Here is a 13,828-nt window from a genome sequence, read left to right on the forward strand (position 1 = left end):
GCCGTGCGCGTTCGGTTAGAAGGCGATTCATTCGATCTGCCGTCTCCGTCCGAAGGAACTCTCATGGCCCTGATGCCGGTGTCTGATGCGTTGTCCGCCGTGCTCGCCGGCGCCGAACCGCTGGCCGAGGAGCAGGTCGGGCTGGACGAAGCGTTTCACCGCATCCTGGCGCGGGACCTCGCGGCGCTGCGGACGCAGCCGCCCGAGGCAATGTCGGCGATGGACGGCTATGCCGTGCGCGCCGTGGACGCCGCCCAGGCCAAGGCGCGGCTGAAGGTCATCGGCGAGGTCGCGGCGGGGCGGCCGTTCGATCGCGTGGTTGGACCCGGCGAGGCGGCGCGGATCTTCACCGGTGGCGTTGTCCCGGAGGGCGCGGACGCGGTGGTGATCCAGGAGGACACGATCGCCGAAGATGGCCACGTCGTGATCACCGAGGCCGCGATCAAGGGCCGGCATATCCGGCCGGCGGGCGTCGACTTTCACCAGGGCATGGTGCTGCTGAAGTCCGGGCGCCGGCTCAGCGACCGCGACCTGTCGCTGGCGGCCAGCATGAATCATCCGGCGCTGCCGGTGCGGCGCCGGCCGAAGGTGGCGCTGCTCGCCACCGGCGACGAGCTGGTGATGCCGGGCTCGACGCCCGGCCCGGGCCAGATCGTCTATTCCAACGGCTACGCCTTGCGGGCGCTGGTGCGCAACGAGGGCGGGACCCCGATCGATCTCGGCATCGCCGCGGATACGATGGAGGCGACGATCGCCGGCATCCGCCGGGCCCGCGAGGCCAAGGCCGACATCTTGATCACGACCGGCGGCGCCTCGGTCGGCGATCACGACCTGGTCAAGCAGGCGCTCGAAGCCGAGGGCGTCGAGATGGCGTTCTGGAAGATCGCGATGCGGCCGGGCAAGCCGATGATGCACGGACGGCTCGGCGACATCAGGGTGATCGGACTGCCCGGCAATCCGGTGTCGTCCTATGTCTGCGCCATCCTGTTCCTGGTGCCGCTGATTCGGCGGCTGCTCGGCCGCGACGAGGCCGTGATGCCGCGCGAGACCGCCCTGCTCGGCCGCGAGCTCGGGCCGAACGATTCGCGCGAGGACTATCTGCGGGCGCGGCTCGAAGAGCGCGCCGACGGCACGCTGGTCGCCACCCCGGTGAGCCAGCAGGATTCGTCGCTGCTCGGCAATCTCGCGCTCTCGCAGGCGGTGGTGATCCGGCCGGCGTTTGCGCCGAAGGCGCCTGCGGGCAGCCCGTGCGAGATCCTGCGCCTGCCGAACTGAGCCGCTTCCCCGGTAAAGCCCGGTCTGTTCATCATATTTTTAGGATTGCGGAACACACATCGAACATATAGTGTCCGTTCATGATTTGTTTTTAGTATGTTGCGGGCGACGCGATGACGGTCCGACTCCAGGGCGCTCTCAGCCGGTTTGTGCGCGAGGCGCAGCTCCTGGACTCGGACGACAACAAACCGGGGACCAGGTCGAGATGCTGACGCGCAAACAGTACGAACTTCTGCGGTTCATCAACGAGCGGCTCAAGGAAGCCGGCGTGCCGCCGTCCTTCGACGAGATGAAGGATGCGCTCGATCTGCGCTCGAAGTCCGGCATTCATCGCCTGATCACGGCGCTCGAGGAGCGCGGCTTCATCCGCCGGCTGCCCAACCGCGCCCGCGCGATCGAGGTGATCAAGCTGCCCGAGCTGTCACAGGCCGCCAACAACCGCCGCGGCTTCACCCCATCGGTGATCGAGGGCAATCTCGGCAAGGTGCGCACCAGCACTCCCGCGCTGGACGATGGCGAGCGCCCCGTCGCAGTGCCGGTGATGGGCCGCATCGCCGCCGGTACCCCGATCGAGGCGCTGCAGACCCGCAGCCACACCATCAGCGTGCCTGCCGACATGCTCGGTAACGGCGATCACTACGCGCTCGAGGTACGCGGCGACTCCATGGTCGATGCCGGCATCCTCGACGGCGACATGGCGCTGATCCAGCGCAACGAGACCGCCGACACCGGCGACATCGTGGTGGCGCTGATCGACGATGAGGAAGCGACGTTGAAGCGCTTCCGCCGCCGCGGCGCATCGATCGCGCTGGAGCCAGCCAACACCGCCTACGAGGTACGCATCCTGCCGCCGAACCGGGTGAAGATCCAAGGCAAGCTGGTCGGGCTGTACCGCAAGTACTGATCGCGAATGGGATCGGTCGATCGGCGGCGGGCGCACGCGCTTTCGCCGCCGAGCTGGAGGCTGCCCAGCAAAATACGTCACGCGCGAATGCACCTCATGATGTGCAGCGCGGCATGCTCAAACGCTTGTGATCGGCCGCGGGCACACGCGATGCAGATCAGCGCAGAATTGCCGCGAAGCGCGCGCTAACATCACCATCGATGTCCACTCTGATAGAGGCCTGCGCCTGTCCGGGGGGAGCGTGGGTCGGCTATCTCTCAACGAGGAGCGATCCGATGTGTGACTACAGCCTCCATGCGGTTGCGTCCCGTCCCGCCAAGGTCGGCGAGACGTTGATCTCGATGACCTTCCGTGGCACCGCCACCCGCGGCTTCGCGCTGGAGAGCGAGCCGACCGTCGCAGTCTGCATGCTGCCCGGCACCGAGTTGGCCTTCGCCGAGGACGTCCGCTACGACAGCCGCTGGCTCTGGACCCGGACGATCCGCGAGCGCGTCGCAAAGTTCAACAGCATCGAGACTCACATTCCCGATCGCCATCACGACGCGATCGAATTCGCCGATGGCCGCCACGTGCTGGTGACCCAGCTCTGCGAGGGCCAGCGCGTCACCGTGCTGCAATTGCCGGTCAGCAAGCAGCCGGCGGAGCGACGCCCGGACATCGCCGAGGACGTGCCGCCTTCGCAGGCCACACCGATTCGCCGCATCAGCATCACCTGAGGGGTCTCCGCATCGGCATTTCTCTCGGTCGTGAGCGAGCTTTCGACCGTGGGAGATTTGGGTTCTGCAAGCGCAAAGTCCTCTCGGGCGAACCTCACGCCCCGGCATCGCATCGGATAGGAACGACATCCCTCGGCCGGCATGATGTGCCGGGGGAGCCTGCCGCCGTGGTCAACAAGATCGATTGGAACAAGGCCGCCGGGATCACCGAGCCCGGCTGCAATATGCTTGTGTTCGGATGGCTGACAGCCACGGCTGACGACATCGCCATCTGGCAACGCTATCCGCGCGCTGCGTTCACGCTGGCCGAAAGCCCCTCGCTGTTCGATGGACTTGGCAACATGGACCTGGCGACACCGAGTATCATCTCGGCACGTTCGAGCTGCCCGGCACTCAGTCTTCTTCGCCCTGCTCCGTCTCCGGCGGCGTCGCGTCCTGAGGCCGCACGGCCGGCGCGCGCGGCGTCAGCGTCGTGTCGAACTCGCCGGCCTCGGCGGGCGCCGGCCACCATGGGCGGTCAGTGCCGCCGGCGCGCGCCGGCGTGACGGCGAAGCTCCTGCCCCGCTGCACCAGCATCAAGGCGCCCTGCTGCCGCAACCGCTCGCGATCGATGACGGCCGCCGCGCAGGATGACGGCGCGGCGCGCGCGGTGACGATGAGCGCGGCACGGGCGCAATCATCGGCGAGCGCCTCGGCGCGCAGGGTCAGGGCGGCGAATCGGCCGTCGGCCATTGCGACCACGCAGCCCGCCTCGTCGCAGGAGACGCCATCGGTGAGCGATGAATCCGCCGGCAGCCGGGCATCGGCGTCGGCCGCGAGCCACTCCTTGGTGGCGAACACATCCTTGCCGATGCGCATCGCATGCAGACGCCCGTCACGGCCGCGCACCGCCACCGCGCGCCCATCGCCGGCGATCAGCACGTCGGGCAGCGGCGTCGCGGCGGCCCACGCGGTGGCCACCACGAGCCCCACGACGCCCGACCAGCGCAACGGTGTGCGCAGCAGGCCGATCAGGATGACCCCGAGGCTGGCCAGGATCAGTGGACCGATGCCGAAGGCCGGGATGCGCCCGACCGCGCCGGGCAGCGCCGCCACCCAGCGCGTCACCGCGATCATCCAGTCGATGCCGAGGCCCATCAGCGTCCACCAGGGACCGTCGAGCCCGAACGGCGCCGCCACGAGGCCCATCAGGCCGGCCGGCATCACCAGCGCCGAGACGACCGGCATCGCTGCGAGATTGGCGAGCACGCCATACGGCGTGACGCGATGGAAATGGAAGGCGGCATAGGGCGTGGTCGCGAGCCCCGCGATCAGCGAGGCCAGCAACAGCATCGCAAGCTCCCGGCCGCCCCACAGCGCGATGCGCTGGGTGGTCGAGCTGTCCGGCGTCGCGAACAGTCTGGGCAGGCCGAACTGCACCAGCGCGACCAGGCCGAGCGTTGCCGCGAACGACATCTGGAAGCTCGGATGCACGAGCGCTTCCGGGGCCGCCACCAGTACGATCATCGCTGCGACCGCGAGCGTGCGGAAGGTGACGGCGCGGCGGTCGACCATGACCGCGATCAGCACGACCGCCGTCATGAAGAACGACCTTTGGGTCGCGACCTCCGCGCCTGAGAGCAACAGATAGAACGCCGCCGCGACCAGCGCCGCGGCCGCCGCCCATTTCTTGATCGGATGGCTGATGGTGAGGCCGGGGATCAGCGCCAGCAGCGCGCGCACGGCGAAGAATACGACGCCGGCGACGACCGCCATGTGATAGCCGGAGATCGACAGCACATGGCCGAGACCGGAGACGAACATCGCGTCGTTGACATCGGGCGTGATGGCGTCGCGCCGGCCGGTCAGCAGCGCGGTGGCGATGGCGCGCTCGTCGCCCGACAGGCGGCCGCGGATGCGTGCGTCGATCGCATCGCGCAGACCCTGCATGGCCGCCGCATAGCCCAGGCCGAAGCCGGCGGCCTGCGGCGGCGTCGCCGTCGTGATCGCGCCCATCACGAAGCCGGAGGCGCCGATGCCCTGGAAGAACATGTCGCGCGCGAAGTCGTAGGATCCCGGCCGCACCGGGGCCATCGGCGGCAGCAGCCGCGCCTTGAGCTGCACGAAGCTGCCGACCTCGGGCGCCGCGCCCTTGCGCACCGCGAGCCTGACACGCGCGATGGTGACGGCGTTGCGCGGGCTCTCCATCGACGTCACCCGCAGCACGATGCGGTCGCTGCGCTCGCGGATGTCGCGCGCCTCGACGAAGCCGGACAGCGCCACCGAATACAACGGCCGCGCCAGCACCGGATGCGCGACGCGCGCGGTCTTGACGGTCGCCGCGGCGAAGCCGCACGCCGCCGCCGCGATCATCACGGCAACCGGAAACAGCCGATGCCGCCGCATCATGATGGCGACGATGCCGAGCAGCGCCGCGGTGGTGGCGGCAATCCAGAGCACGGGCTCGTGATCGGCGGCGAAGTACAGCGCGATGCCGGCCCCGAACGCCACCGGCACCCAGGGCAGCAGCCGGCCCGCCCCGGCCTCCTCGGCCGCCCAGCTCTTCAGGCGGGCGGCGAACACCGACGACGCACCGGCCCCGATCGCGGGCCAGCCGCCGGCCAGCGCGCCGCGCGGCGGCCAGACATCGGCCATCACGCCCGCGATCCCGCGACGCCCTCCCGGCGGCCTGACCGGCTCCGCCATTGCCCCCACACCACCCGTTACCCGACGGGCGGAAAGGCTACCGGAAGCTGCGCGAGCGCGCCTAGCAGAACGGAACGGGAATCCTGGAGATCTGCACGGCCGCTGCGGGGGAACTTTTTGCGCCGCACGTGCTTTTCAGGGGATGGACGCCCACGACCCTGAAGACCCCTTCGCCGACCTCGCGCTCGAGAAGGCGATCCACCTGCGCTGGACTCTCCGGGACATCAAGGCCCACCGGCTGACGCTGTCCCCTGTCGCCGACGAAGATCTTTCGCTGCTCACCGAGCGCGGCCTCGTCGAACTCACCGACGGCGTGCCGACGCTGACCGAGGCCGGGCAGGACGCGATCAGCTGAGCCACACGCGTCCCGCGGTCTCCGCTTGCCTCACCCCTTCGCGACTTCCTTGGCGAAGGTGTCGCGCAGGCCGATGGTGCGGTTGAACACGAGCTTGTCGGGTGTCGAATCCGGATCGCGCACGAAGTAGCCCTGGCGCTCGAACTGCATCGGCGCGTCGGAATTGCTCTCGGCGATCGCCGGCTCGATGCGCGCGTCGGTCAGGACCTCGAGCGAGTTGGGATTGAGATCGGCGGTGAAGTCGGCCGCATTGGGGCTCGGATTGGCGAACAGCTGGTTGTAGAGGCGGATCTCGGCAGGCAACGACTCCGCCGCGGAGAGCCAGTGCATCGTCGCCTTGACCTTGCGTCCGTCCGGCGCATTGCCGCCCTTGGTCGCGGGATCGTAGGTGCAGCGCAGCTCGACGATCTCGCCGGCATCGTTCTTGATGACCTCGCGGCACTTGATGAAATAGGCGTAGCGCAGCCGCACCTCGTTGCCGGGCGACAGGCGGAAGAACTTCTTCGGCGGGTTCTCCATGAAGTCGTCCTGCTCGATATAGAGCTCGCGGCCGAACGCGATCCTGCGCGTGCCGGCGGCGGGATCGTCGGGATGGTTGATCGCCTCGAGCTCCTCGACCTGGCCTTCCGGATAGTTCTCGATCACCACCTTCAGCGGCCGCAGCACCGCCATCCGACGCAGCGCCGTGCGATTCAGCTCCTCGCGGATGCAGAATTCGAGCATGCCGACGTCGACGATGCTGTTCGCCTTGGCGATGCCGATGCGCTTGATGAACTCGCGCACCGCCGCCGGCGGCACGCCGCGCCGCTTCAGGCCGGCGATGGTCGGCATGCGGGGATCGTTCCAGCCGGAGACATGGCCGTCCTGCACCAGCCGCGTCAGCACGCGCTTGGATAGCAGAGTATACGTGAGATTGAGGCGCGCGAACTCGTACTGGTGCGGATGCGACGGCACCGGCAGCTTGTCCAGGAACCAGTCGTAGAGGGGACGGTGATCCTCGAACTCGAGCGTGCAGATCGAGTGCGTCACGCCCTCGATCGCGTCGGACTGCCCGTGCGCGTAGTCATAGCTCGGATAGATCTTCCAGGCGTCGCCGGTGCGCGGGTGGTGGGCGTGCAGGATCCGGTACAGCACGGGGTCGCGCAGGTTGATGTTGCCGGCGGCCATGTCGATCTTGGCGCGCAGCACGCGCGCGCCGTTCGGGAATTCGCCGGCCTTCATGCGCCGGAACAGGTCGAGATTCTCCTCGACCGAACGGTCGCGGAACGGGCTGTTCCTGCCGGGCTCGGTGAGCGTGCCGCGCGACAGGCGGATTTCCTCCTGCGACTGGTCGTCGACATAGGCGAGCCCGGCCTTGATCAGCCCTTCCGCCCAATCGTAGAGCCGCTCGAAATAATCCGAAGCGAAGAACAGGTTGTCGCCCCAGTCATAGCCGAGCCAGCGCACGTCGGCCTGGATGGAATCGATATATTCCTGCTCTTCCTTGGTCGGATTGGTGTCGTCGAAGCGCAGATTGCAGCGACCGCCGAATTCCTGGGCAATGCCGAAGTTGAGGCCGATCGACTTGGCATGGCCGATATGCAGGTAGCCGTTCGGCTCCGGCGGGAACCGGGTGACGACCGTCTTGTGCCTGCCGCTGTCGAGATCGGCCTGGACGATGTCGCGGATGAAGTCGCGCCCTGCCTCTGCCGTCGCCGCCGTGTCTGTCGTCGTGGTCATCAAGAATATCCTGCTCCGGAATTTGGCAGCCTATCTGCCAAATCCGCTTCCCCCAAGGAAGGCTTTAGTTATGCGATAGGCCTGCTATACACCCCCCGCCCTCTTGAGCCCCTGCCTGGATTTCGTGCTGCCGCCCATGACCACCCCGATCGTCACGCGCTTTGCCCCCTCCCCGACCGGCTTTCTCCACATCGGAGGCGCCCGGACGGCCCTGTTCAACTGGCTGTATGCGCGCGGCCGCGGCGGCAAGATGCTGCTCAGGATCGAGGACACCGACCGCGAGCGCTCGACCAGCGCGGCGATCGACGCCATCCTCGACGGCCTGAAATGGCTCGAGCTCGATTGGGACGGCGAGGTCATCTACCAATATAGCCGCGCTGCGCGCCATCGCGAGGTCGCCGAGCAACTGCTCGCCAGCGGCATGGCGTATCGCTGCTATGCCACCGCCGAGGAGCTGGCCGCGATGCGCGAGAAGGCACGCGCGGAAGGCCGCACCCGGCTCTACGACGGCATGTGGCGCGACCGCGATCCCAAGGAGGCGCCCGAAGGCGTCAAGCCGACGATCCGGCTGCGCGCGCCGCTGACCGGCGAGACCGTGATCGAGGATCAGGTGCAGGGCCGCGTGGTCTGGCAGAACGAGAACCTCGACGACCTCGTGCTGCTGCGAGGCGATGGCAATCCGACGTACATGCTGGCGGTCGTCGTCGACGACCACGACATGGGCGTCACCCACGTCATCCGCGGCGACGACCATCTGATCAACGCCGCGCGCCAGAAGCAGATCTACGATGCGCTCGGCTGGATGGTGCCGTCGATGTCGCACATCCCGCTGATTCACGGGCCCGACGGCTCGAAGCTGTCGAAGCGCCACGGCGCGCTCGGCGTCGACGCCTACCGTGCGATGGGATATCTGCCGTCGGCACTGCGCAATTACCTAGTGCGGCTCGGCTGGAGCCATGGCGACCAGGAGATCTTCTCCACCGAGGAGATGATCAAGGCGTTCGACCTGCCGGCGATCGGCCGCTCGGCGGCGCGGTTCGACTTTGCCAAGCTGGAAAATCTCAACGGCCACTACATCCGCCACAGCGACGATGCGGCGCTGGTGCGCCAGTTCGAGGACGTGCTGAATTACGTGCCGAACGGCGCGGCTCTCAAGGCCAAGCTCAACGACGCCACGCGCGCGCAGCTCACTTTGGCGATGCCGAGCCTGAAGGAGCGCGCCAAGACGCTCTTGGAGCTGATCGACGGCGCCGCCTTCATCTTTGCCGACCGGCCGCTTCCGGTCGACGCCAAGGCCGCCGCCCTGCTGACGCCGGACAGCCGCGCCTTGATCGGCCGGCTGCGTGACGCGCTGGCCGCTGTCGAGTCCTGGAGCGGACCGGCCACGGAAGCCGCGCTGCGTGCGTTTGCTGAAGCCAACAATCTCAAGCTGGGCGCGGTGGCGCAGCCGCTGCGCGCGGCGCTCACCGGCCGAACCACCTCACCCGGTATTTTCGACGTTCTGGCGATCCTGGGGCGTGATGAATCCTTGGGCCGTCTGGAGGACCAGACCACCTCATAAGGTCTCATGGCCCCCCATCTTGCAGCGCACAGGGCAATACGATACGCATTTGCGCGGCACCCACTGGTTTTCCCGGCTCGAACATCCTTCACACGTTGCGGCGGGCTCGTTGACGGATGTTAGGGCCGAAGGACACTAGTAAGTATAAGATTCCAGTACGGTTTCGGATTTGACCTTCGCTTAAGCTGTTGGCAGCGACAGTGACGCGAATGTCAAAGCCACCGCACTGGATAAAGTCCACCTGCCCTGCCATCTCTCAAAAAGAACAAGGGCCAAGCCTAACGATCTCATCGGGGACAAACGATGGACGCAAAATCCGCAAGCAAGACCGCGACCCTCACCGTCGGCAACAAGAATTTCGATCTTCCGATCCTGAGCGGCACCGTGGGTCCCGACGTCATCGACATCGGCAAGCTCTACGCCCAGACCGGGATGTTCACCTATGATCCCGGCTTCACCTCGACCGGCAGCTGCCAGTCCAAGATCACCTATATCGACGGCGACGCCGGCGTCCTGGAATACCGCGGATATCCGATCGAGCAGCTCGCCGAGAAGGGCGACTTCCTGGAGACCTGCTATCTGCTGCTGTACGGGGAGCTTCCCACCAAGGCCCAGAAGCAGGATTTCGACTATCGCGTGACCCACCACACGATGGTGCACGAGCAGATGTCGCGCTTCTTCCACGGCTTCCGCCGCGACGCGCATCCGATGGCGGTCATGGTGGCTTCGGTCGGCGCGCTCGCCGCATTCTACCACGACTCCACCGACATCAACGATCCGAAGCAGCGCATGATCGCGTCGATGCGGATGATCGCGAAGATCCCGACCCTGGCGGCGATGGCCTACAAATACACCATCGGCCAGCCTTTCGTTTATCCGAAGAACTCGCTCTCGTTCGCCGAGAACTTCCTGCACATGTGCTTCGCGGTGCCGTGCGAGGAGTACAAGCCGAACCCGGTTCTCGCCGACGCGCTCGACAAGATCTTCATCCTGCACGCCGATCACGAGCAGAACGCCTCGACCTCGACGGTGCGCATCGCCGGCTCCTCGGGAGCCAACCCGTTCGCGTGCATCGCCGCCGGCATCGCCTGCCTGTGGGGTCCGGCGCATGGCGGCGCCAACGAGGCGGCACTGAACATGCTGGCCGAGATCGGCACCGTCGACAAGATTCCGGACTTCATCGCCAAGGTGAAGGACAAGAACAGCGACGTGCGCCTGATGGGCTTCGGCCATCGCGTCTACAAGAACTACGACCCGCGCGCCAAGATCATGCAGAAGATGTGTCACGCGGTGCTCAAGGAGACGGGCCACGCCGACGATCAGATGCTCAAGGTCGCGATGGAGCTCGAGAAGATCGCGCTCAGCGATCAGTACTTCATCGAGCGCAAGCTCTATCCGAACGTCGACTTCTACTCGGGCATCACCCTGAAGGCGATGGGCTTCCCGGTGTCGATGTTCACCGTGCTGTTCGCCGTCGCCCGCACCGTCGGCTGGATCAGCCAGTGGAGCGAGATGATCGAGGATCCGCAACAGAAGATCGGCCGTCCGCGCCAGCTCTACACCGGCGTCGCGACGCGCGACTATGTCGAAATGGACAAGCGCGGCTGAGCGCAGCGCAACTCCGCTTTCGAACGGCGCCGTCGATCCCGACGGCGCCGTTTCGTTTGTGAGGTCGCAGCTTTCTGACTCGCGGCATCTGCCGGGAGTGCATCAGGCCAGCGCCTCGAGATGAGACCTGAGCTGCTCGGCCCCGTATGGCTTGGCAAGGAAGCGCGCGCCGGACGGCAGTTCCGAAGGGGTCACCTGACCTGACGTCACCAGGAGCGCGACCGGAGGCCAGCGGTCCCTGATGACGGCGACCAGCCGCAGGCCATCCATCGACCCCGGCATTTGGACGTCCGTGAAGACCACCGATATGCGGTCACATCGTTCGAGAAGCGAAATGGCCTGATCGGCGTCAGCTGCCTCGATGACTTCGAAACCGAGGTCTCTGATCATGTCGACAGCGTTGGCGCGGATCAGCCCCTCGTCCTCAACGACCAGAACTGTTTTTCTTGTGAGCCGAACGCGGGACACTCTGTCTCCTGTCCAATCTCATTCAATCGCACGACGATCATTTTGTTCCGGCGAACGTTCCGGGGCTGAATGCGTTGAACGGTGCAAATCGAAGACACGACTTGCATCCTGGATCGGGGACCAGCTCGAGCATACGATGACGACCAATCCCAACCCGGACGTCGACGCTGTCCAGCAGCTCGACGCCGTTCCCAAAATTCTGGACTCGGTGAGCAGGATCACCGGGATGGGATTCGTTGCGGTCGCGCGCGTGACCTCGGATCGATGGGTCTGTTGTGCGGTTCGCGACGACATCAATTTCGGCCTGAAAGAGGGCGGCGAGCTGCGCGTCAAGACGACGATCTGCAGCGAGGTCCGGGAGCGAGGCAAAGCTGTCGTCATCTGTGACGTCGAGACGGATCGCATGTTTCGCGATCACCCGACGCCAAAGCTCTACGGCTTTCGCAGCTATATCTCCGCTCCGATCACCCTGTCCGACGGGACCATCTGGGGCACCCTGTGTGCGATCGATCCAGCGCCGCGCGAGCTGGACCGGCCCGAGATCGTCAGCACCTTTCAGCTGTTCGGGGAGTTGATCGCGGCCCAGCTGGAGCTTCATCAGCGCTTCGCGCTCAGTCAGGCCAGCCTCGGCCTCAGCGAGAAGCGCAGGTTTTCGACCGAGGAACGGCTGAAGATCACCCAGGCTGACCTGCTCGACGAGCGCCGGACCGCCGAGCTGAGAGAGCAATTCATCGGCGTTCTCGGCCATGACCTCCGCAATCCACTGGCTTCGATCGACGCCGGAATGCGCGTGCTGCTCCGCAGTCAGGACAGCGCCAGAGCGCCTGAGATCATTTCCATGATTCAGAAATCAGTCATGCGCATGGCCGGACTGGTCGACAACATCATGGATTTCGCCCGGGGGCGCCTCGGCGGCGGCCTGACGATCAAGCCCGACGCGCGGCAACCGCTGGCGCCGGTGATCGAGCAGGTCATCTCCGAGATCCGGCTGACCTGGCCCGATCACGAGATCGAGACCCGGATCAACATCGCGGAGCCGGTCAAATGCGACCGCAGCAAGATCGGGCAATTGTTCTCGAACCTGCTCGGCAACGCCATCTCCTACGGCGACAAGGACAAGCCGATCCAGGTCTCCGCAACAACGAGCGAAGGCTCTTTCGTGCTCGCCGTCACCAATCACGGACCGCCGATCTCGGACAAGGCGATGCAGAATCTGTTCAAGCCCTACATGCGTGGCGAGCGTCCGAGCCAGCATGGTCTCGGGCTCGGACTCTACATCGCCTCTGAGATTGCGCGAGCGCATGGCGGCACGCTCCAGGCCACGTCGACCGGCGACAGAGCGACCTTCGAATTCAAGATGCCGCTTCAGGCCTGATCAGCGCCGTCCGTTGCGCATCGTTGCCAGCACGATGTCGGCCGCGCGCACGCTTGGCGAGGCCGCGCCCGTGGACATGATCGCGTCGAGGCGATCGAACGCTTCGACCTGGCGCGAACGTATCGGACCGTCGCCCAGGAGATCGGCGAGAACGGGCGCGAGATTGTCGGCCGTGCAGGCTTCCTGAAGGAATTCCGGAATGACGTTCTCGCCGATCACGAGATTGGCGAGAATGACCGATTGCACGTTGACGACTCGCCGGAGAATGAACGCCTCGATCTCGCCGACGCGATACGCCGTCACCATCGGCACGCCGGACAGCGCGAGCTCCAGGGTCACCGTGCCGGACTTGGCGAGCGCGGCGCGCGCGCGCCTGAAGGCTGCCCGCTTCTCGGCCTCGCCCGTGATGATCTCCGGAACGAGCGGCCAGTTTGCGACTCCAGCCCGCACCGCGGCTTCGAGATGCGGCGTGGTGGGCAGCACGGCTTCGAAGGCCAGGTTTTGGGCGCGCAGCCGCGCCAATGTCTCGCCGAACACGGCGATGTGGCGAGCGACCTCGCTGCGCCGGCTGCCAGGAAGCACCAGCAGAACGGGAGGGGCGGCATCTCGGCGCGCCTGCTCTGCCGCATTGGGCCGCAGGTTGGCGAGCTGCTCGATCAGGGGATGGCCGACATAGGTACAGGGCGGACCATTGAGCCTTCGGAACGCCTCCGGCTCGAACGGCAGCAAGCCCAGCACGTGATCGACGTAGCCGCGCATCGCGCGTGCCCGGCCCGGGCGCCACGCCCATACGGTCGGTGCCACGTAGTTCACGATCGGAATCTCGGGATCGCGCGCGTGAACCCGCTTCGCCACGCGCTGGGTGAAATCGGGACTGTCGATGATGACGAGCACGTCGGGCTGGTCCGCAACGATCGCATCGACGGTGCCGCGGATCAGGCGGAGGATCTTGGGCAGCTGCTTCAGCACCGCCGCGAAGCCGACGATCGAGAGCTCCTCGATCGGAAACAGCGAGGCGAGCCCCTCGCGTGTCATGCCGCGGCCGCCGACGCCGGAGAATTCGACGCCGTCACCGAGCCGCTGGCGCAGCACCTTCATCAGGCTGGCGCCGAGGCGATCACCGGACTCTTCGGTCGCGACCAAGCAGATCCTGCGCATGGCC

11 protein-coding genes are annotated in these 13,828 nt (G+C 66.4%); 7 read left to right on the forward strand and 4 right to left on the reverse strand.

From position 1 onward, the window contains the following. The first annotated feature begins 63 nt into the window (after window positions 1-63). From ACQR03_RS07845 to ACQR03_RS07855, 3 genes are all read left to right on the forward strand, one after another. Window positions 64-1,275 (forward strand): molybdopterin molybdotransferase MoeA, encoded by a 1,212-nt coding sequence (locus ACQR03_RS07845; protein WP_434841172.1) that lies wholly within the window; start codon window positions 64-66, stop codon window positions 1,273-1,275. 205 nt (window positions 1,276-1,480) lie between these two features. After that, window positions 1,481-2,179, forward strand: a complete 699-nt coding sequence (gene lexA, locus ACQR03_RS07850) for a transcriptional repressor LexA (RefSeq protein ID WP_172109545.1) — start codon at window positions 1,481-1,483, stop codon at window positions 2,177-2,179. Window positions 2,180-2,454: 275 nt separating this feature from the next. Continuing rightward, a complete protein-coding gene (locus tag ACQR03_RS07855; RefSeq protein ID WP_315711618.1) occupies window positions 2,455-2,895 on the forward strand; it encodes a hypothetical protein in 441 nt (146 codons plus the stop codon). 393 nt (window positions 2,896-3,288) lie between these two features. Here ACQR03_RS07855 and ACQR03_RS07860 read toward each other — a convergent pair whose 3' ends face one another. Continuing rightward, window positions 3,289-5,580, reverse strand: a complete 2,292-nt coding sequence (locus tag ACQR03_RS07860; protein ID WP_434841173.1) for a ComEC/Rec2 family competence protein — start codon at window positions 5,578-5,580, stop codon at window positions 3,289-3,291. Between the two features lie 142 nt (window positions 5,581-5,722). On the opposite strand from ACQR03_RS07860, the gene ACQR03_RS07865 reads away from it, so the two are divergent. Next, complete coding sequence (locus ACQR03_RS07865) at window positions 5,723-5,935, forward strand: hypothetical protein (protein WP_315711615.1); 213 nt, start codon at window positions 5,723-5,725, stop codon at window positions 5,933-5,935. Window positions 5,936-5,965: 30 nt separating this feature from the next. On the opposite strand, the gene ACQR03_RS07870 is transcribed toward ACQR03_RS07865, so the two are convergent. Then, a complete protein-coding gene (locus tag ACQR03_RS07870; RefSeq protein WP_434841174.1) occupies window positions 5,966-7,654 on the reverse strand; it encodes a glutamine--tRNA ligase/YqeY domain fusion protein in 1,689 nt (562 codons plus the stop codon). A 136-nt stretch (window positions 7,655-7,790) separates the two neighbouring features. Here ACQR03_RS07870 and gltX point away from each other — a divergent pair, with 136 nt between their 5' ends. Continuing rightward, entirely contained in the window at window positions 7,791-9,215 is a 1,425-nt protein-coding gene (gene gltX, locus ACQR03_RS07875) for a glutamate--tRNA ligase (RefSeq protein WP_434841175.1), read from the forward strand. A gap of 303 nt (window positions 9,216-9,518) precedes the next feature. Then, window positions 9,519-10,823, forward strand: coding sequence for a citrate synthase (gene gltA / locus ACQR03_RS07880; RefSeq protein WP_315711611.1), 1,305 nt, complete (start codon window positions 9,519-9,521; stop codon window positions 10,821-10,823). A 102-nt stretch (window positions 10,824-10,925) separates the two neighbouring features. On the opposite strand, the gene ACQR03_RS07885 is transcribed toward gltA, so the two are convergent. After that, entirely contained in the window at window positions 10,926-11,291 is a 366-nt protein-coding gene (locus ACQR03_RS07885; protein WP_315711610.1) for a response regulator, read from the reverse strand. Window positions 11,292-11,427: 136 nt separating this feature from the next. Between ACQR03_RS07885 and ACQR03_RS07890 the strand changes: the two genes are divergently transcribed. After that, a complete protein-coding gene (locus tag ACQR03_RS07890) occupies window positions 11,428-12,666 on the forward strand; it encodes a GAF domain-containing sensor histidine kinase (RefSeq protein WP_315750912.1) in 1,239 nt (412 codons plus the stop codon). Here ACQR03_RS07890 and lpxB read toward each other — a convergent pair whose 3' ends face one another. Continuing rightward, the gene (gene lpxB, locus ACQR03_RS07895) at window positions 12,667-13,824 is read right to left on the reverse strand and encodes a lipid-A-disaccharide synthase (protein ID WP_315750911.1); all 1,158 of its coding nucleotides are present in this window, start codon (window positions 13,822-13,824) and stop codon (window positions 12,667-12,669) included. Window positions 13,825-13,828 lie beyond the last annotated feature (4 nt).

It is taken from the genome of Bradyrhizobium sp. HKCCYLS3070 (genome assembly GCF_051167575.1).
Taxonomy (GTDB): Bacteria; Pseudomonadota; Alphaproteobacteria; order Rhizobiales; family Xanthobacteraceae; genus Bradyrhizobium.

Coding starts and splice junctions, on each gene's coding strand:
- ACQR03_RS07845 (WP_434841172.1), top strand. CDS start 64: ATGGCCCTGATGCCGGTGTCTGATGCGTTGTCCGCCGTGCTCGCCGGC.
- lexA (WP_172109545.1), top strand. CDS start 1,481: ATGCTGACGCGCAAACAGTACGAACTTCTGCGGTTCATCAACGAGCGG.
- ACQR03_RS07855 (WP_315711618.1), top strand. CDS start 2,455: ATGTGTGACTACAGCCTCCATGCGGTTGCGTCCCGTCCCGCCAAGGTC.
- ACQR03_RS07860 (WP_434841173.1), bottom strand. CDS start 5,580: ATGGCGGAGCCGGTCAGGCCGCCGGGAGGGCGTCGCGGGATCGCGGGC.
- ACQR03_RS07865 (WP_315711615.1), top strand. CDS start 5,723: ATGGACGCCCACGACCCTGAAGACCCCTTCGCCGACCTCGCGCTCGAG.
- ACQR03_RS07870 (WP_434841174.1), bottom strand. CDS start 7,654: ATGACCACGACGACAGACACGGCGGCGACGGCAGAGGCAGGGCGCGAC.
- gltX (WP_434841175.1), top strand. CDS start 7,791: ATGACCACCCCGATCGTCACGCGCTTTGCCCCCTCCCCGACCGGCTTT.
- gltA (WP_315711611.1), top strand. CDS start 9,519: ATGGACGCAAAATCCGCAAGCAAGACCGCGACCCTCACCGTCGGCAAC.
- ACQR03_RS07890 (WP_315750912.1), top strand. CDS start 11,428: ATGACGACCAATCCCAACCCGGACGTCGACGCTGTCCAGCAGCTCGAC.
- lpxB (WP_315750911.1), bottom strand. CDS start 13,824: ATGCGCAGGATCTGCTTGGTCGCGACCGAAGAGTCCGGTGATCGCCTC.